The following is an 18625-nucleotide window of genomic DNA, read 5'->3' as shown; positions in this document are numbered from 1 at the left end:
GGACGCCGCTCTGCGGCCCACCCCGAATCAGCAATGGTTCCCGCCCGATTCGACGGCTGCCGACCTCCTGCAACCCTCAACATGGCCCAGCACCATCAGAACTGCCACTTTTCGGCCGGGCTTCTAGCAGCCTGTCAGTCGTAACCTGCCGGGTTGGATCTCTGCCGACGCTTCACCGTCATCCCGAGTGAAGTGACCCATTCGGCACGCTCAGGGCAAGCCTGACGCCCCTCACCGTCATCCCGAGCGACGTGAGGCTGCTCCCCTCACCGTCATCCCGCGCGAAGTGAGCGTGCGAACGCAGTCGAGGGATCTTCCTCGTCAGTCGTCCCTCACCCTGGGAAGATCCCTCCGCTCCGCTCATGCCTCGCCGCGGTCGGGATGACGAGCGGGTGTGCTCGTGCCTCGCGTAGCTTGCCCTGAGCTTGCCGAATGGGGTCGGGATGACGACCGGCACTGAGCGACCCTGTGATTGACGCCAGACGAGCCACTAGACGGGCGCCGGGCGCGTCGCTCCAACGCGCCCGGCCTTCAGGTCATGATGCGTTGACCACCCTCCGTCTCGATGGTACAGTGAGCCGTCGACGACCGGCTGTGTGATGGCGGTGGCACGCCCGGACCGGGTCGGCTGTGTGGACGGGGACTGGGCCATGATGACCGACCTGTGGTTGAAGCGGGAGGCTGGGCCTCTCACCGTTTACTGCCACGACGGATCGTACGCCTGCGACAATGTAGACGCTGTCGTCGAGCAGTACACGAAGGCGATTGCAGAGGTCAGCGCGTTCTTCGAGATCGCGCGGGACAAGGCGCCGCCCATCTCCGTGTACCTTGTCGAGGTGCTCGAAGACGACGACGATGAGGTGCATCGGCCGGGCGCCACCGCGCGCGTCGACTACGACAGCGCGAGCATCTGGACGGTGTACACGTCCGAATCGCCTGGTACCGACCCAGAGTTTGAGCTGACGCTCTTGCTGTTGCGGGCCGCCTACGGGCCGACGAGTCCGGAGGGCCGGTTCTGGGAAGACGGCGTTGCCGGGTATCTCGCAGGAAAGGGCGGCGCGGCCTACTTCACCGAAGCGCGCGACCGCGTCCAGAAGCTGCGCGACGAGGGCCAGCTACGACCGCTCCAGTCCGTCGTGCGGTCCTACCACGATCATCACTCGCCGCTCAGCACGACCATCGCCGTGGCGTTCGTCACGTACCTGATCGAGTGGCGCGGCGCCGAGCGCTTCCGCCGCTTCCTGACGGCCATCCGGGGCGGCGAGAGCGAGGCCCTGCGCCGGGTCTACGGCCGGCCGCTGAGCGGGCTGGATCAGGCGTGGGCCCGCGACATGGAGAACAAGGCCCAGCAGGGCGGCGGCAAGGCGATGGCCGCCATCAAGGGGACGATGGCCTTCTACCGTCCCTATGTCTGGTCGCTCGTCGGCATCCTGGTCACCATCTTCCTGGCGCTCAGCTTCGACCTGTTCATCCCGCAAGCGCTGCGTTTCGTCATCGACAACGTGCTGGGAACGAAGGCGGTCGGCTTCACGGTGCCGGGCCTGTTCACGTCCGGCCAGCCCATCGCTCAAGGTGAGAAGACGACCGCCCTGATGGCGTTGCTCGTGGCGATGGTCTTCATGTTCATCGTCAACGCGGTCTCACGCCTCCGACAGGCGGCGATGACCGCGAATGTCAGTCAGGGCGTTGTGTACGACCTGCGGATGCGGTTCCTCGATCAGATCCAGCGGTTGCCGCTCTCGTACCATTCGCGCACGCCGGCCAACGACGTGGTGCAGCGGTTCCAGACCGACATCGCCTACGTGTCGGCGGTGCTTTCCTCCGGCGTCGTGCCGATGGTCTCGAACGGCATCGCCATGTTGCTGTTCGGCGTGACGCTGATCTCGCTGAACCCGCTGCTCTCGCTGGTCGCGTTGGCTGGCCTGCCGATCTTCGCCTACTCCTACCGGCAGGGCCGTGCGACCCTCCGCACGAATCAGCGCGAGACGGTCCGCCGCAATCAGGAGATCCAGCAGTCTGTCATCGAGAACATGAACGCCCAGACGCTGCTGAAGACCTGGAACCAGCGCGAGTCGGTCATGGAGCGGTTCAGCGAGAAGCTGAACCTCAACCGCGAGTTGAACATCCGCAACGCCATGATCACCCAGGCGTTCGCGCGGGCCAGCGTCCTGATCACCAACGGCGTCCAGGTCGCGGTGCTGGTGGCGGGCGGCCTGGTCGTCATCTGGACGCAGGGGCAGGATCTCTCCCCTGGCGGCTTGATGGCGTTCTACGTGATGCTGCTGCGCCTGTACGCGCCGGCCGGCCTCTTTGCCGGAGCGTTCCAGACGCTCACGCTCTCGGCGGACGGGCTCGACCGGGTGTCGGCGGTGCTGAACCGCAAGGTCGAGGTCGATCCGCCGGACGCCGTCGCGCTGCAGCCGCTGCGCGACTCCGTGAAGCTTGAGAACGCCGGGTACGCGCAGACGAAGGGCAAGAGCATCCTCAAGGGTGTGAACGTCGAGATCAAGGCCGGCAGCAAGATCGCGTTCGTCGGGCCGACGGGCGCTGGCAAGGCGGCGCTGATGCAACTGCTGCCGCGCGTGGCCGACCCGACCGAAGGCAAGATCATCTGGGACGGCGTCGATCTCGGATCGGCAACGCGCGAGTCGGTGCGGAAGCAGATCATCGTGCTGCCGCAGGACACCTTTATCCTGAACATGACGCTCTACGAGAACATCCTGGTCGGCAAGCCGGCGGCCACCAACCATGAAGTTGTCGAGGCTGCACGCGCGGCCAACATCCACGAGTGGATCTCCGGGCTGCCTGGCGGCTACGACACCATCGTCGGCGACCGCGACACTGGCGTCAGCACGCCGAATCGCCAGCGGATCGCGGCGGCCCGTGCGCTGCTCCGCGGTGATGCCTCGCTCCTGCTGATGGAGGATGCGTTCTCGGCCCTCGACGCCGCCGAGCAGCGCAAGATCGAGCACGCGTTGCGCGGCCCGGACGGCCGCCGCACCGTGATCAAGGTGGCCCAGCGGCTCGGCACCGTGACGGACGCCGACGAGATCATCGTCATGGACGCTGGCGAGGTGGTCGAGCGTGGGACGCACGACGACTTGCTGGAGCGGGGCACGCTCTACGTCCAGTTGATCAAGGATGAGCTGGGCGAGGCGGCAGTCAGCGGCGCGCGCCAGGCCGTTCGCCGCCTCAGCAAGCTGGAGCCGTTCTCCAGCCTGCCGCCCGAGGTGCTCGAAGAGACGGCCCGCCTGCTGCTCTACGCCGAGCGGGCGCCGGGCGAAGTCCTGTGCCGCCAGGGCAGCGTCGGCGACGAGCTGTTCATCATCGGACGGGGCGACGTCGAGATCGTGGTGGCCGACGACGACGGCAATGAGCGGATCGTCAGCACGCTTGGCGAAGGCGACTACGTGGGCGAGATCAGCTTCCTGCGCCGCACCCCGCGAACGGCGACGGTGCGGGCGCAGACGAACGTCGAGGTTCACATCCTGCGGCGGCTCGACTTCGACCAGCTGCTGGAGCGGCTCGGGTCGATCACCCTTCACCACCTCGAAGATACGGCCAAGGCCCGCATCGAAGACACCCGACAGAAGCTTGCTGCTGTGTCCAGCCGCGACGGCTAGCCCGGATTCGGCGGCTGCTGGCGCGAGATTGGGAATATCGGCACGGTATCCGGTGGTTTTCCGTAGTGAGGCGGTCACCATGCGTGCGACACATGGCTGCCTCCTACGGGGCTACCGTGCCGACGATGACTGCCGTCTCAAGACAGGGGTATAGTCTGGGGGCCATGACGGTCTCTGAGCCTTCCCCAACTCCGCGTGCTGGCGTCCCGCCAGAGCAGCGCGAATCGTTCTTCGAAACCGAGGTGATGCAGCACCTGGACGCGCTGTATCGCACGGCGCTGCGGATGACGCGAAATCCGCAGGACGCCGAAGACCTGGTTCAGGAGACGATGCTGCGTGCCTACCGATTCCTGGACCGCTTCGAACCGGGCACGAATCTCCGTGCGTGGTTGTTCAAGATCCTGACCAACACCTACATCAATCGGTACCGCAAGGCATCATCCGAGCCACGGGTCGATTCGCTCGACGATTCGGAGGAGCTTTCGCTGTATCGATATCTCGACAACGAGGCCGCGTCGCGCGGCGGCAACGTCGAGGCGCAGGTGCTGGATCGGTTCGCGGAAGAGGACATCCGAGCAGCCATCGAAGCCCTGCCATCGCAGTATCGCATCACCGTCTTGCTCGCCGATGTCGAAGGGTTCTCCTACAACGACATCGCCGAGATCACAAACGTCAAGAAGGGAACGGTGATGTCACGCCTGTTCCGTGGACGGCGCCTGTTGCAGAAGGCGTTGGTGGAGCAGGCCCGAAGCGCCGGCTTTGCCGGGGGGAAACAGTCATGAGCGGGGAAGAGAAGAGCAAGTGCGCCGAGACCGTCAAGATCCTTGGCGAGTTCCTGGATCGAGAGTTGACGGTCTGCGAGATCCAGACGGTCCAGGGCCACCTCGACCGCTGCCCGCCATGCCTGAACGTCTACCGTTTCGAGGAGAAGCTGCGGCGGCTGGTGCGCGTCCACTGCGTCGGCGAGTGCGCGCCCTCGGCCCTGCGCGACCAGATCATGGCGAAGCTCAAGCCCCGCGGGTAGTACGGCTTGCAGGCCGGTGTCCTCCGATGCTGCCAACACCCGGGATCGTGGGATAGACGAGGCCATTCGGCAAGCTCAGGGCAGGCTTTGCGGCCTACTGTCCCGTCATCCCGGGCGAAGTGAGCTTGCCCCTGAACCCGTCATCCCGAGCGAAGTGACGAAGGAGCGAAGTCGAGGGATCTTCCTCGTCAGTCGTCCCTCACCTGGGGAAGATCCCTCCGCTCCGCTCGTGCCTCGCCGCGGTCGGGATGACGAGCGGGTGTGCTCGTTCCTCGCGTAGCTTGCCCTGAGCGTGCCGAATGGGGTCGGGATGCCATGCTCGTTTGCCGCTGCACGGTGGCGAGCTACAGCGACAGCGGGTCTTCCGTCTCCTCGATCTCGTTCAGCGCGTTCTCGGCCGCCTCGCGGATGATGTCGCGCTCATCTTCCAGGGCGTAGATCAACGCCTCGCGCGCCTCGTCCCCGCCGATCTGCCCCAGCGACTTGATGGCCGCGAGCTGGACTTCCAGCTCGGTGTCGTCCACAAGCTCGGCGACGGTCGGCGCTGCCTGCTCATCCGCCAGCTCACCCAGCGCCCGCGCGACTTCCTGGCGCACGGCCGGGTCGGGATGCGCGGCCTCCCCGATCAGCGTGTCGAGCCAGTCCACGTTGGCGGTGCGGCCCATTGCGCGCATGGCCCAGAGCTGAAAAGCCGGCTCCTCGAATCCTTCTTCGATGGCGCTCTCGACCTTGACGCTGTCCAGGTAGCCCACGGAGGCCAACGCCTCACGGCGCACGCCAATGGGCGCGGACGCGTCGTTGTGGATCGCGAGCAGCAGGGTGCGGAGACGATCGGCCCACGGGGCCGGCAGCTCGCCAAGCTCGGCCATCAGCGCGAACGGCCCGAGCCGCGCCACGGCTGCCTCACGGGCATACGGGTCGGGATCGGACTCGGCCATCTCGGTCAGGCGGTCGAGCAGGGCCGGCCCGTTCTCGGTGACAATCGAGTCGACGGCGAGCCGCCGCACCCGCCCCTCGTCGTCGGACAGGGCCATCCCGTAGATGGCGTTGAAATCTTGCTGGGCGTGCTGCCGCTCCGAGCGGCCAAGCTGGGTCAGAAGCTCCAGCCGCCGCTCGATGGGGAGGCCGCGCCACGCCTGAGCAACAGCCTCCAGATCGGTTCGGACGAGGTGCGACAGCGCGCCGATCAGCTCCGGCTCGAGATCGCCCGGTCGGTCGAGCATCTCGACAGCGAGGGCGAGCAGCTGTTCATCGGCCATCAGGCGTGACTCCTCAGGTGTCCGCCCGGCCTCGGCTGAGGGATCTGGGCGGGCTCAGTAGGCGCGGGCGAACAGGACGCGAGCCGTGCTCGGCCGCCCATCAACGATACATCGCCCATCCTCTGGCTGCGCGTTCGACGGCAGGCAGCGGATGGTTGCGCCGGTCTTCTCTTTGACGGTCGCCTCACAGGCGGCGCCGCCGCACCAGTGCGCCTCGATGAAGCCGCGCGGCCCCTCCACGATGGCCGCCAGCTCGTCCAGCGTCTCGACCCGGTGCGTCTTGGCCTCGCGCAGGGCGACGGCCCGCAGAAAGAGGTTCTTCTGAATGGCGTCGAGCGTGCTCCGCAGCTCATCCACGAGGGCGCTCCAGGCGACGGGCCGCTTCTCGGGGCGCGGGTTCGGGTCGTCGCGGCGTACCAGAACGGCTTGCTGGTCGGCCACGTCACGCGGCCCCAGCTCGATGCGGACGGGGACGCCCTTGAGCGTCCACTCGTTGTGCTTCCAGCCGATCTGCTTCTCTTCGGACCAGTCCACCTCGACGCGGAGCCCCGCGTCCAGCAGCTCGCGGCGCAGCCGGTCGGCGGCGTCCTTCACCAGCGAGCGGTCGTCGTCCTTGCGGCCCCAGATCGGCAGGATCACCGCCTGGGTTGGTGCGACGACCGGCGGCAGGATCAGGCCGCCGTCGTCGCCGTGCACCATGATCAGCGCCCCGACTGTCCGCGTGCTCAGTCCCCAGCTGGTCGTCCAGGCGAAGCGCCGCTCGCCGTCCATGTCCTGAAAGCTGATGTCGAACGCCTTCGCGAAGTTCTGACCGAGATTGTGGCTGGTGCCGCTCTGGAGGGCGCGGCCGTCCGGCATCAGCGCTTCAATGGTGTAGGTCGCATCCGCGCCCGGGAACTTCTCGGCCTCGGACTTGCGGCCTGGGACGACCGGGATGGCGAGGTCGTTCTCCACGAAATCGCGGTAGACCTCCAGCATCTGCATCGTCTCGGCCTGGCCCTCCTCGGCGGTGCGGTGGGCAGTGTGGCCCTCCTGCCAGAGGAACTCGGTGGTCCGCAGGAACGGCGTGGTGCGCTTCTCCCAGCGCACGACGTTGCACCACTGGTTGACCAGCATCGGCAGATCGCGCCAGGACTGGATCCACTTGCTGTACATCACGCCGAAGATCGTCTCGGAGGTCGGGCGGATCGCCAGCCGCTCCTCGAGCTCCTCCTGGCCGGCGTGCGTCACCCAGGCGACCTCGGGCGCGAACCCTTCGACGTGCTCGGCCTCTTTGAGCAGCAGGCTCTCGGGCACGAAGATGGGGAAGTAGGCGTTGCGGTGGCCCGTCGCCTTGAAGCGGGCGTCCAGGCGCGCCTGCATGTTCTCCCAGAGCGTGTAGCCGTACGGCCGGATGACCATGCAGCCGCGCACCGGCGAGTAGTCGGCAAGCTCCGCCCTGGCGACGACGGTCGGGTACCAGCCCTCTTCATCTCGGCGGGGGATTGCCTCGACTATCTCTTTGCGCGGCGTGACCATCCAGCCTCCCTCACGTGAACGTGGCGGATCGCACCACGTCGCCCTGGAACAAAGCGCCCCTCCCGGACAGCCGGAGGGGCGACAGACCTCTGCGTGTCATGCGGCGCAGATGCGATCTCTCGGCGGACGCTGCGCCAAATGTGATTCTATCGAGCCGCCGGAGCGTCTGCCAACCGTCAAGTTCCTCCGCCGGCGTCTGGTATACTGGCGCGGTCCAGCCGGCCATCGTCGCCCGGCTCCCGGAGGCGAGAGTCGAGCGTATGGCGCAGTTCGTATGACGATGATCGAGACCCGGGCCGTTCAGCCCGGCCACGAGCGCCCCAGCTGGCTGGAAGTGGATCTCGACGCCATTGCCGAGAACGTTCGGCAGGTCGCCCGTCTGATTGGCCCGGACACCCGGGTCTGTGCCGTCGTCAAGGCGGATGCCTACGGCCTGGGGGCTGTCGAGGTGGCCCGCGCGGCCCTGGCGGCCGGCGCGGACCGCGTGGCCGTCGCCCGGGTGGACGAAGCGATTCAGCTTCGGCTGGCCGGCATCCGTGCGCCGATCCTGCTGATCGCCGGGTACGTGCCTGCCGAGACCGCATCCATCGTGCAGTATCGGGTGACGCCGACCGTGGTCAGTGCCCAGCAGGCGCTCTTGTTGGCACGGACCGCCGACGAGCAGGATCGGGTTGTCCAGGTCCATGTGAAGGTCGATACCGGCCTGACGCGCTTCGGAGCGAACCCGGCCCAGGTGCCGGCGCTCGTCAGGCTGCTGCGAAGCCTGCCCTCGCTGCGTCTGGAGGGGCTGTACAGCCACTTTGCCGCCGCCGACGACGAGGATCGGGCCTTCACCGAGGAGCAGTTGCATCGGCTGTACGCCGTGGTGGAGGCGGTCGAGCGCTCCGAGGGCGACGGCTGGCGACCTCCCATCGTCCACGCGGCCAACAGCGCCGCCGCCCTCCGCGAGCCGACCGCCTGGCTGCACATGGTGCGGGTCGGCATCGCGCTCTCCGGCCACTTCCCATCGGAGCACGTGACGCGCTCGGTCTGCCTGAAGCCGGCCGTCGCGCTGCGATCTCGCGTGCTGGCCGTCCGCGAGATCGCAGCGGGCACCTCAGTCGGCTACAGCCGCACCTTCGTGGCCGACCGCCCCATGCGTGTCGGGTTGGTGCCGGCCGGCTACGCCGATGGCGTCCCTCGCACGCACTCCAACCGCGGTTTCGCGGTGGTGTGCGGTCAGCGCGTGCCCCTGGTCGGTCGCGTCTCAATGGATCAGTGCGTCGTCGACCTGTCGAATGTGCCCCATGCTCAGGGCGGCAACCTCGTGACGCTGATCGGTTCTGACACTGGCGCCACGGTCACGCTGGACGAGTACGCATCCTGGTCGGACACCATCGTGCATGAGGCGCTGTGTCGGATCGGGCCGCGCGTTCCGCGCCGCTACCTTGCCGGCAACCTCTCCTGGTGGAGTACCGTGTCCGAGGCGCTGGTCGGCGTCCGGGTGTGAGGGCCACCACTGTCTTCGCCTCTCGTTTTGCTGGGTGACCGACCGAGCAGAGAGGGGGCAGCGGTGGGAGCGACCATTCCCGAGTTGTTGGATCGCAAGCGGTGGGGCGGCCGGCTGACCCGCGACGAGCTGGAGCAGCTGGTTGGCGGGTACGTGCGTGGCTCCGTGCCAGATTACCAGGTGGCGGCCTGGCTGATGGCGGTCTGCTGCCAGGGGATGGACCGCCAGGAGCTTGCCGACCTGACGGCGCTGATGGCCGGTTCAGGCCGACAGCTCGACCTGAGCGGCATCGGGCGGCCGGTCGTGGACAAGCACAGCACCGGCGGCGTTGGCGACAAGCTCTCGCTGATCGTGGCGCCGCTGGTCGCCGCGCTCGGCGTGGGCGTTGCCAAGCTCTCGGGGCGTGGCCTCGGGTTCACCGGCGGCACGCTCGACAAGCTGGAATCGTTCAGCGGGCTGATCGTCGAGATCGACCCCGAGCGGTTCATGCAACAGATCGGCAGCGTCGGGGCGGCCATCGCCGGCCAGTCGCCAGACCTCGCGCCGGCCGATGGCAAGCTGTACGCCCTGCGCGACGTCACCGGGACGGTCGGCAGCATCCCGCTGATCGCCAGCAGCGTCATGAGCAAGAAGCTGGCGGGCGGCGCGCCGGCCATCGTGCTGGACGTCAAGCAGGGGCGCGGGGCGTTCATGACCGACCTGGACGGCGCACGCCAGCTTGCCGCCGAGATGATGACCATCGGGCGGCTGGCCGACCGCCGGGTGACCGCGTTCGTGACCGACATGGACCGACCGCTCGGGCGGTGCGTGGGCAACGCGCTGGAGGTCCGCGAGGCGATTGAGGTGCTCGGCGGCCAGCCGTCAGACGGGCGACTCGTGGAGCTGGCGACGACGGTGGCCGGCGAGATGCTGCTGCTGGGCGGGGCCGTTGCCAGCGCGGAGGAAGGCCGCAGGCGGGCCGAGGCGGGCCTGAGCGACGGCGTTGGGCTGGCGAAGCTGGCCGAGATCGTGGAAGCTCAGCGTGGGGATGCCGCACCCGTAGGCGATCCGAACCTCCTGCCCGCCGCGCCGGTCATACTCGACGTCGTCGCGCCGCACGCGGGCTTCATCGCCGACCTGGAGCCGATGGCCGTCGCCCTGACGGCGAATCGGCTGGGGGCCGGCCGCGCCAGGAAGGGTGACCCGGTCGATCACGCGGTCGGTCTGGAGGTGCTGCGAACGACCGGCGACGCGGTCGAGGCAGGCGAGGTGCTGGCGCGCGTGCACGCGCGCACCGAGGGGGCTGGCGCGGAAGCGGTCGCCACTGTCCTGGCCGCCTACCGCCTGGGCGACGAGGCCCCGGCGCTCCGTCCCATCGTACTGGACCGCATCTCGACAGAAGGCTGACCCTCTGTCACACGTTTCGGAGTCGAGGAGGACAATCCGATGGCAGTCAGGACCGTGATGGACGACGTGCTCGGACAGGCCGTCGATGCGGGGCAGGTGCCAGGCGTCGTGGCCCTGGCGGCCGATGAGCACGGTGAGACCTACGCCGGGGCATTCGGCAGCCGCGAGGCCGGCGGCGACGTGGCGATGAGCCTGGACACCGTCTTCGCGATCGCCTCGATGACGAAGGCGATCACGTCGGTGGCGGCCATGCAGCAGGTCGAGCGCGGCACGCTCGAACTCGATGCGCCGATCTCGGCTGTGCTGCCGCAACTGAGCAACCCGCTGATCCTGACCGGCTTCGACGGGGCGGGCGTTCCGCGACTGCGTCCGGCCACGCGGCAGATCACGCTGCGCCACCTGCTGACGCACACCTCCGGCTTCACCTACGAGAACTGGAACGCCGATCTCGCGCGCTACACGGCCTATGCCGGACTGCCGCAGATGATCGCCTGCCGCGACGAGGCGCTCGCCAAACCGCTCGTCTTCGAGCCGGGCGAGCGCTGGGAGTACAGCATCGGCATCGACTGGGCCGGCAAGGCGGTGGAGGCGGTCAGCGGGCAACGGCTGGAGGAGTATTTCGCCGAGAACATCTTCGGGCCGCTCGGGATGACCGACACCAACTTCATCCTGCGCCCGGACCAGCGCGAACGGCGGGTCAGCATGCATCGGCGGACCGGCGACACGTCATTCGAGGTCTTCGCCTTCGAGATCCCGCAGCAGCCGGCGCTGTACATGGGCGGCGGCGGCCTCTACTCAGTCGGTCGCGACTACCTGACCTTCCTGCGGATGCTCATGCACGGCGGCTCGCTGAACGGCGCGCAGGTGCTGAAGCCCGAGACGGTGGCCGAGATCAACCGCAACCAGATCGGCGAGCTGCGCGTCCGTCCGATGATCTCCGCCAATCCGCGCGCGTCCAACGACGCCGAGTTCTTCCCCGGACTGCCGAAGACCTGGGGACTGGCGTATCTCCGCAACGAGGAGCCGACACCGACCGGCCGAAGCGCCGGCAGCCTGGCCTGGGCTGGCATCTCGAACACCTACTACTGGCTCGACCCGACCACACGGGTGGCGGGCGTCCTGCTCACGCAGATCCAGCCGTTCGCCGACCCGCTCGTGCTCGAGCTGTTCGGGCGGTTCGAGCGGGCGGTGTACGGCCTGGAAGCCTGAGGCACGCGGACTTTCTTGTCCTACTCGTCGTCGTCCAGGTCGTCGTCGTCATCGGCGGGCATCAGGCCGAGCTGCGTCCAGGCGTGGATCGGCGCAAGGTCGCTCATGATGAAGAGGCCAGGGTCTGACGTGAGGGCGGCCGGAATTGCGTTCACCGCCAGACTTGCCAGCGCGTCCTCGTCGTCGCTGCCGCCGGTCAGCGTCAGCGTGAGCGATGGCGTCCCCTCCACCACGATCTCGACCCGCCGGGCGTCGGGGCCGGGCCGCAGCTCGATGTTGAGCACCTCGACGCCGCCGACGCTCCCGATGAAATGGTGCTCGCCGCCGGGCGTCACCTCCGACTCGTCGAAGTCGTCCAGCGTCCAGCCCATCGCCACGGCCAGCTCGCGCGCCCAGTCGGCGATCGAGAGCCGTCCGGTTGCCGCCGAGCCGCCGATGCGCCGGATCGTGATGCGGTCCACCGACGAGCACACGCCGGTGAGAACGTGCGGCAGCGTCCCGAAGACGGCGTCGTTCGGATCGAGCGCCAGGACGCTGACCTCGGCCTCGCGCGCGAGCGTGTCGATGGACGCCGCCACGTCGTCCTCGTCGTCGTCGGGCGGGTAGGCCAGCTCCGGCACCACGGCGACGACGTTCAGGCTGACTTCGAGCAGCAGCTCCAGATCGGTGACGGCGGTATCAAGGTCGCCGTCGGGGACGTAGAGCACCACGTCCGCCTCGATGTCGCTGAGGGTGCTGCTGTTACCGTCCACCGTGACGCCGATCGACCTGCCGAGGCCGGCGACCTCGCCCAGGTCGCGGCCTTCGCGGGCCGGCGATGCGTCGATGGCGGCCACGCTGGCGAGGCCCTCGCGCTGGACAACGACCCGCGCGATGGCCGCGCCCAGCGACCCAAGCCCGAAATGCACGACGCGCACGTCGTGGAGGACGTCTGGCTGTTCCACCGGGGTCATCTCCTCAACGAGATCGCCATGCCGAGGTGGTCACGCTCGCCACGCATCCAGGCGCCAGCCACTCGGCCGGCGTCGTTGGATGGGCCAACGCGCATCTCGCATGACGGTAGGGAATCAAGGAAGGATCGGCCATACCGGCGGGTCCGCAGGCGGCTGTCCAGCACGATCATGATGCCACGATCCGTCTTGCTGCGGATCAGGCGGCCGAAACCCTGGCGGAATTTCAGGATCGCCTGGGGCAGCGAGTACTGGTTGAACGGATCGTCGAACTGCTCGCTGCGCGCCTCGACAATCGGATCGGTGGGCGGCGCGAACGGCAGCCGCGCGATGATCAGGCAGCTCAATGCCTCGCCGACGACGTCCACGCCCTCCCAGAAGCTGCTGGTGCCAAGGAGCACGCACGGACGCCCGCTCTTGAATGTCTCCAGCAGGCGCGCCCGCGAGCTGCCATCGACCCGCTGCCCGAGCAGGATGATCTTGCGGGCGTCGAGCGCATCGCGCAGGCCCATGTAGGTCGCGCGCAACTGACTGTGTGACGTGAACAGGACCATCGTGCGGCCCTTCAGCTCGGTGGCCGCGGCGAGGACGATCTGCTCAACCGCCCGTTGGTAGCCCTGCTGGTTCGGCTCCGGCGCATTGGTGGGCAGGTAGACCAGCGTTGAGGTGGCGTAGTTGAACGGCGAGCCGACCGTCAGCTCCTCGGCGTCCTGGAGCGACAGCCGATCCTTCACGTAGCGGAAGTTGCCCTCGCTGGTCAGCGTGGCCGAGGTCAGCACGGCGGCGGCCAGCGGGCCGACCAGTTGTTCGCGGATCGTCGGGCCGATGTCGAGCGGGGCGGCGTTCACGCCAAGCTCGTCGGTCTGGCCGAAGGTGAGCCACGCGATGACGTTGTCGCTCGACTCGGCGATGACCTTCGTGAAGTGGAGGCGGGTCTCCTCCCAAGCCGTCCCCTGCGCCGTCAGCTCTCCAAGGGTGGTGTCCTGCACCTCGTCGCGCGAGGAGAGGGCGTCGAGGCCCGCGATCAGCTCGGCGACCGTCTTCTGGAGGTCGAGCATGTCCCGCCCGACTTCCCCCCACAGGATGTCGATCTCCGACCAGAGTGGGTGCGAGCGCAGGGCGCGCGTCAGCCTGACCGTGGCCGGGCCGCCCTCGCCACGCCGATTCTGCTCGCGGGTGAAGGTGGACAGCATCCCGAACAGCCGGTCCATGCCCGACCGCACCCGGACCACCTGCTGCCGGCCTCGGTCCAGCCGGCGCCAGTGCTCTTCCTTCTTGGCGTCGTCCGGCGTCGCGTGGACCAGTGCGCCGGTCGCCTCGTTGAGCAGGCCCGGCCCTTCGCTCGTGACGGCGTCTGCCAGCTCGCCCAGCCGCCGGGCCACCTCGCGCGCGGTGACGCGCCGGCTCAGCTGCGCCGTCGCCTCGTCCTCCAGGTGGTGGGCCTCGTCCACGATCAGGTGCCTGTACTCGGGGAGCACCTGGTTGCCCGTGACCACATCCGAGAGCAGCAGCGAGTGGTTCACGATGACGACGTGAGCGCTGTCGGCGGCCCGACGGGCGCGCGCCACGAAGCAGGTGCCCTCGCGGTGGTAGGGGCACCGCAGGGGCGAGCAGACCTCGGCGGCGGCGGCGACCTTGCTCCAGGCCTCGTCCTCCTCAGGCGTCAGGCGCAGTTCGGCGCGGTCGCCAGAGGTCGTCCGTGTCAGCCAGATCAGCGTGCGGATCAGCAGCATCCGCTCGCCGGGGCTGAGGTCGTCGGTCTTGAAGAGGGTGAGCCAGCGCCGGAGGCAGAGGTAGTTGCCGCGGCCCTTCAGCACCGAGACCCGGGCCGGCAGCCCGGTCGCATGGAGCAGGTCGGGCACGTCCTTGTCGAGCAGCTGATCCTGCAAATTGATCGTGTTGGTGGACACGACGACCCGCATGCCGTTCTCGACCGCGAACCGCAGCGCTGGCAGCAAGTAGGCCAGCGACTTGCCCGTGCCGGTGCCGGCCTCGACCAGCAGCGTGTCGCCGTCGTTGAGGGCCGTGGCGACGGCCTGGAGCATCCGGCGCTGGGCCGGCCGGTCCTCGTAGCCACGCAGCGAGCGGGCGACCTCGCCGCCGGGGGCCATCGACGAGGCCAGCGACTTCGGGTTGAGCGCGACGAAGCGCCCGTCCGGCTCGACAGGCTCACTGGCGGCCGGCGGCTTGAGATCGTCCAGCGGCCCACCCCCGAACGTCTCGACCTGCCGGCTCTCGATCATCCGGCGTACCCGCTGCTGATGCACCAGCTCGAAGACGGTCTTGAGCGGCCAGTCCAGCGTCGTCGCGAGCCGCACGACCTGGCTCAGCGTCTCCAGCGAGTGCTCGCCGACCTTCTCGACCAGGGCGTTGAAGACGGCGCGGGCAAGCTCGGCGTCCGCGAGCGCGCGGTGCGGGATGTCGCCGCCGACGCCCAGGTCGCGGGCAATCGAGCCGAGGTCGTAGGCTTTGAGGCCGGGCCGCAGCAGCACGGCCAGCTCGAACGTGTCGAAACGGCGGTTCGCCAGATCGAGGCCGGCCTTTTTCAGGTTCTCAAGGTCGATCCCGATGGACTGCCCGACGATGGTCGCGCCGCCGATGAAGCGCGACAGCCGCTCCAGCACCGGCCGCAACGACTCGCCGTTGGCGAGGTCGCGGGCGGTCAGTCCGGTCAGGTTGCCGACCTTGAAGGTCAGCGCACCCTTCGGTCGGACCAGGGCGCTGAACGTGTCCAGCGTCTCCGCACCGCGAAACTTGACGGCGCCGACTTCGATGATCTCGGAGCCGGCGTCGGTATCGAGGATTTCCAGGTCGAGCGAGACCAGCGGCAGATCGATCACAGCGCGCAGGGCCGTCCACGTTCCAGAATCACGGACGGGATCGTACCATGCGCGCCGCCCACGGACCGCTAGATAGAGAGCTTTCGCATCACCATCCTGATGAGCAGGGTTCGCACCACCGGGTTCGCAAGGAGGCGTGCGGCTACGGGCAGCAGTTCAACGGCCTGCTCGACGCGCGCGGCGGTGCGCTGCGCCTTGCGTGCGGCCGGCCGCGTGCGGCGCGCGCCGAGCCAGTAGCCGACGGCGCCGCCGAAGAGGACGGCGGCGGCGCCCATCAGGACCGGCGTCACCGGCGGCGACGTCTCGACCAGCCGGAACGCTTGCTGACGGGCTGCCGAGAAGGGCTGCGTCGGCTCCACCCGCTCCCGGTCCGCGGCAGCATCAAAGGCGGCGATGCGGTCATCCTCGCTCTCGGGCTGCGACTCCCCATTGACCTCGTACAACGTGTGAGCAGCGTGGCGTGACATGATCCTGGTCTCCGAGTGTGCTGACCGCCACTAGGCAAGTCCCGTGCCCTGATGGTGAACGGCGACAACGCTAGCGCTTGTAGACGTCCAGCGCGCGCTGCAAGATCGAGCGGGCCGCTGGCGTCGCGAAGTCGGTGCCCGAGCCGCGATGCTCCATGATGACCGCGATGGCGACGCGCGGATCGTCGGCCGGGGCGTACCCGACGAACCACGAATGGGTCAGGCTGCCGTCCGGACCGGCTTCGGCGGACCCCGTCTTGCCACCCACCTTGACGTTGGCGATGGCGGCCGGCTTCGCGTAGGCCGTGTCGACGCTCAACACCATCATCTCGTTCAGCGTCTGGGCCGTGCTGGCCTCAAAGGCCCGACCCAGGACGCCGCCCCCACGATTCTGGGTGCTGACCGCCCCGCTCGGAGAGGTGATCTCGGTGGTCAGGTACGGGGCCGGCACGTTGCCGCCGTTCGCGACGGCCGCCGCGACCAGCGCCATGTGCAGGGGCGTCGTGGCGATCTCCCCCTGCCCGAAGCCAGTCTGGGCCAGCAACGACGGATACCAGGCGTTGCCGCCCTTGAGCTGTCCGCCCTCGACCCCGATCTCAAACGGGATCGGGCGGCCGATCATGAAGCGCCGTGCGTACTCTTCGAGGCGGTTGGCGCTTGCGCCCAGGGCGTCCTGCCAGGGGAAGGGCGCTTTCAAGCCGTCGGCAAGCTGCAGCTTCGGCGTGCCCAGCTCCAGCGCCGTCAACGCGAACGTCCGATTGCACGACCACGCGAACGCCTCGCGGAAATCGACGTTCGCAAGGTGGGCGTGATTCCGGCAGTCGACCGTGAGGCTGTCGATCTTGATCGGATCGACGCAGCGGAACTTCTGGCGTGGATCGACCAGCCGCAGATCGAGGGCGGCGGCGGCGGTCACCAGCTTGAACGTCGAGCCGGGCGTGTACGACGCGCCGACCGCCCGGTTGACGAGCGGCCGGGTTGGATCGTCCAGCAGGGCCTGCCACTGCTCGTCCAGTGCGCCGGGCTCGAACGTCGGCGCGCTGGCCAGCGCCAGCACCGCGCCCGTCTTCGGATCGAGCACCACCACCGCCCCAGGTCGGCCGGCCAGGGCATCGTTCGCCGCCTGCTGGATGCGGGCATCGACCGTCAGCGTCACGTCCGAGCCGACGGTGGGGCGGTGATACAGGGTGTCCCGCAGCCGCTCGAACGGGTCCGCCGAGCGCGTGCCGCTCAGGTACTCGTCGTACTTCGCCTCGATGCCGCTATTCCCGAACTGCCCGCTGTGATAGCCCACGACGGCGGCCATCCCACCGACCGGATACGTACGGTGGTTGCCGCCGTCCTCGTCCGGCAGGTTCTCCGCCAGCACCTTGCCCGTGCGGTCGAGGATCTTCCCGCGCACGACGCGCCGGGCTTCCTCGGCGATGCGTGGATTGGTGGCGCGAGCCAGGACGTCGTCCTGACGGAAGAACTGCCAGTAGCCGAGCGCGAGCGCGATCAGCACGAAGCCGCTCAGCAGCACCAGTTGCAGGCGTTCCAGACTACGCTGCATCCGCGGACCTCCGAGGCTCGCCGGACACCGCCAGCAGCAGCCCGAGCAGCACGAAGTTGGCGAGCACCGAGCTGCCGCCGTAGCTCAACAGCGGCAGCGTCACGCCCGTCAGCGGGATCAGCTTGAGCGTGCCGCCCAGGATCACCAGCGCCTGGATGCCAACCACTGAGGTCAACCCGGCTGCCACCAGCGCCCCGAACGAGTCGCGGGCCAGCATCGCGACCCGCAGTCCGCGATGGATCAGCACCACGTACAGCGCCACGACGACCAGTGTGCCGGCCAGCCCGATCTCTTCTCCGATGGCCGCGATCATGAAGTCGGTGTGGACGGCCGGGACGTAGCGCGGGTAGCCGTAGGTCAGCCCCGATCCGAACAGCCCGCCGGCTGAGAGCGCCGTCAGCCCCTGCACCAGTTGGTAGCCCGTGGTATCAGCCGTGGCCCACGGATCGAGCCAGGTCTCCACGCGGATCTTGACCACGCTGAACAGCCGGTACAGCAGGCTCGCGCCGCCGGCGAAGAGCACCAGCCCGCCGACGACGTAGACGGCTCTGCCGCTGGCGACGTACAGCATGCTCAAGAACAGGCCAAACAGCAGCAGCGCCGCCCCGAGATCGCGCTGGAGGACGATGATGCCCAGGGCCAGCGCCAGCATCAGCAGCAGCGGCGCGAGGTACGGCAGTGGCGGGAGCCGGAACGGGCCGACCCGCACGTTCGAGAGCGCGAGCAGCTCGCGGTAGTCGTCCAGGTAGGCGGCGAAGAAGATGACCAGCAGCACCTTGAGGATCTCGGAGGGCTGGAAGTAGACGCCGCCGACACCGAGCCAGAGACGCGCACCGCTGCCGTTCGGGTCGATGCCGAAGACGAACGTCGAGAGCACCAGCAGGATGCCCAGCACAGCCCAGGTGTACCGGTACCGGCGCAGCCAGCCGACGCTCGGCAGAATGGTCAGCGTGCCGAGCATGGCGACGGAGCCGACGCCGACCCACATCGCCTGGCGGGTGGCAAGGTCCGGTTCGAGGCGGGCCACCATCACCATGCTGAGGGCCGCCAGCATCGCTCCCGTGGGCAGGATGACCTCGTCGGCGTGCGGGTGGCGCAGCGACAGCCAGAGGTGCGACACGAACAGGGCCGTCGCCAGCGCTGCGACGATCGCCTGCTCGCGCTGGCCGGGCGCCTCGCCGCGCGCCAGCGAGATGGTGGTGAGGCCGGTGGCCAGCAACAGGACCGGCAAGACCAGCAGCATCAGCTCCAGCCAGCGCGGGCGAGCCTGCCGCGGTTGCGCGCCGAGCGTCATCATGCTCATGCGGG

Annotated in this window: 13 protein-coding genes; 6 read left to right on the top strand and 7 right to left on the bottom strand. The window is 68.5% G+C overall.

The features are described 5' to 3' along the window. The first annotated feature begins 650 nt into the window (after window positions 1-650). The 3 genes from IT306_00690 to rsrA all read left to right on the top strand — a co-directional run bounded on the left by IT306_00690 (window position 651) and on the right by rsrA (window position 4647). Window positions 651-3623: a cyclic nucleotide-binding domain-containing protein gene (locus tag IT306_00690; protein ID MCC7366905.1), complete on the top strand. Its 2973-nt coding sequence runs from the start codon at window positions 651-653 to the stop codon at window positions 3621-3623. Between the two features lie 245 nt (window positions 3624-3868). After that, a complete protein-coding gene (locus IT306_00685) occupies window positions 3869-4405 on the top strand; it encodes a sigma-70 family RNA polymerase sigma factor (protein MCC7366904.1) in 537 nt (178 codons plus the stop codon). Beyond that, window positions 4402-4647 (top strand): mycothiol system anti-sigma-R factor, encoded by a 246-nt coding sequence (gene rsrA / locus IT306_00680; GenBank protein ID MCC7366903.1) that lies wholly within the window; start codon window positions 4402-4404, stop codon window positions 4645-4647. The genes IT306_00685 and rsrA overlap by 4 nt, the downstream gene beginning before the upstream one ends. A gap of 344 nt (window positions 4648-4991) precedes the next feature. Here the strand turns inward: rsrA and IT306_00675 are convergent, their stop codons facing one another. Together IT306_00675 and IT306_00670 are read right to left on the bottom strand one after the other, a co-directional pair. Continuing rightward, on the bottom strand, window positions 4992-5906 hold the full coding sequence (locus IT306_00675; protein ID MCC7366902.1) for a HEAT repeat domain-containing protein: 915 nt from the start codon (window positions 5904-5906) through the stop codon (window positions 4992-4994). 54 nt (window positions 5907-5960) lie between these two features. After that, window positions 5961-7424 (bottom strand): proline--tRNA ligase, encoded by a 1464-nt coding sequence (locus IT306_00670; GenBank protein ID MCC7366901.1) that lies wholly within the window; start codon window positions 7422-7424, stop codon window positions 5961-5963. Window positions 7425-7698: 274 nt separating this feature from the next. Here IT306_00670 and alr point away from each other — a divergent pair, with 274 nt between their 5' ends. The 3 genes from alr to IT306_00655 all read left to right on the top strand — a co-directional run bounded on the left by alr (window position 7699) and on the right by IT306_00655 (window position 11508). Further along, window positions 7699-8913, top strand: a complete 1215-nt coding sequence (gene alr / locus IT306_00665) for an alanine racemase (GenBank protein MCC7366900.1) — start codon at window positions 7699-7701, stop codon at window positions 8911-8913. A 75-nt stretch (window positions 8914-8988) separates the two neighbouring features. Then, window positions 8989-10299 carry a thymidine phosphorylase gene (locus IT306_00660; protein ID MCC7366899.1) on the top strand — a complete coding sequence of 437 codons (1311 nt, stop codon included), beginning with the start codon at window positions 8989-8991 and terminating at the stop codon, window positions 10297-10299. 39 nt (window positions 10300-10338) lie between these two features. Then, complete coding sequence (locus tag IT306_00655) at window positions 10339-11508, top strand: beta-lactamase family protein (protein MCC7366898.1); 1170 nt, start codon at window positions 10339-10341, stop codon at window positions 11506-11508. A 20-nt stretch (window positions 11509-11528) separates the two neighbouring features. On the opposite strand, the gene IT306_00650 is transcribed toward IT306_00655, so the two are convergent. The 5 genes from IT306_00650 to IT306_00630 all read right to left on the bottom strand — a co-directional run bounded on the left by IT306_00650 (window position 11529) and on the right by IT306_00630 (window position 18614). Further along, entirely contained in the window at window positions 11529-12452 is a 924-nt protein-coding gene (locus tag IT306_00650; protein MCC7366897.1) for a hypothetical protein, read from the bottom strand. A gap of 5 nt (window positions 12453-12457) precedes the next feature. Then, window positions 12458-15298, bottom strand: coding sequence for a DEAD/DEAH box helicase family protein (locus tag IT306_00645; protein MCC7366896.1), 2841 nt, complete (start codon window positions 15296-15298; stop codon window positions 12458-12460). A gap of 68 nt (window positions 15299-15366) precedes the next feature. Continuing rightward, window positions 15367-15765: a hypothetical protein gene (locus tag IT306_00640; protein MCC7366895.1), complete on the bottom strand. Its 399-nt coding sequence runs from the start codon at window positions 15763-15765 to the stop codon at window positions 15367-15369. A 70-nt stretch (window positions 15766-15835) separates the two neighbouring features. Then, the gene (locus tag IT306_00635) at window positions 15836-17317 is read right to left on the bottom strand and encodes a penicillin-binding protein 2 (GenBank protein MCC7366894.1); all 1482 of its coding nucleotides are present in this window, start codon (window positions 17315-17317) and stop codon (window positions 15836-15838) included. Next, a complete protein-coding gene (locus tag IT306_00630; GenBank protein ID MCC7366893.1) occupies window positions 17307-18614 on the bottom strand; it encodes an FtsW/RodA/SpoVE family cell cycle protein in 1308 nt (435 codons plus the stop codon). The genes IT306_00635 and IT306_00630 overlap by 11 nt, the downstream gene beginning before the upstream one ends. Window positions 18615-18625 lie beyond the last annotated feature (11 nt).

Source organism: Chloroflexota bacterium, assembly GCA_020850535.1.
Taxonomy (GTDB): Bacteria; Chloroflexota; UBA6077; order UBA6077; family JACCZL01; genus JADZEM01.
This window is presented reverse-complemented; position numbering and strand designations above follow the sequence as displayed.

Bases quoted from the DNA above. Each gene is read 5' to 3' on its own strand.
- IT306_00690 (MCC7366905.1), top strand. From the start codon at position 651: ATGATGACCGACCTGTGGTTGAAGCGGGAGGCTGGGCCTCTCACCGTT.
- IT306_00685 (MCC7366904.1), top strand. From the start codon at position 3,869: ATGCAGCACCTGGACGCGCTGTATCGCACGGCGCTGCGGATGACGCGA.
- rsrA (MCC7366903.1), top strand. From the start codon at position 4,402: ATGAGCGGGGAAGAGAAGAGCAAGTGCGCCGAGACCGTCAAGATCCTT.
- IT306_00675 (MCC7366902.1), bottom strand. From the start codon at position 5,906: ATGGCCGATGAACAGCTGCTCGCCCTCGCTGTCGAGATGCTCGACCGA.
- IT306_00670 (MCC7366901.1), bottom strand. From the start codon at position 7,424: ATGGTCACGCCGCGCAAAGAGATAGTCGAGGCAATCCCCCGCCGAGAT.
- alr (MCC7366900.1), top strand. From the start codon at position 7,699: ATGACGATGATCGAGACCCGGGCCGTTCAGCCCGGCCACGAGCGCCCC.
- IT306_00655 (MCC7366898.1), top strand. From the start codon at position 10,339: ATGGCAGTCAGGACCGTGATGGACGACGTGCTCGGACAGGCCGTCGAT.
- IT306_00640 (MCC7366895.1), bottom strand. From the start codon at position 15,765: ATGTCACGCCACGCTGCTCACACGTTGTACGAGGTCAATGGGGAGTCG.
- IT306_00635 (MCC7366894.1), bottom strand. From the start codon at position 17,317: ATGCAGCGTAGTCTGGAACGCCTGCAACTGGTGCTGCTGAGCGGCTTC.
- IT306_00630 (MCC7366893.1), bottom strand. From the start codon at position 18,614: ATGATGACGCTCGGCGCGCAACCGCGGCAGGCTCGCCCGCGCTGGCTG.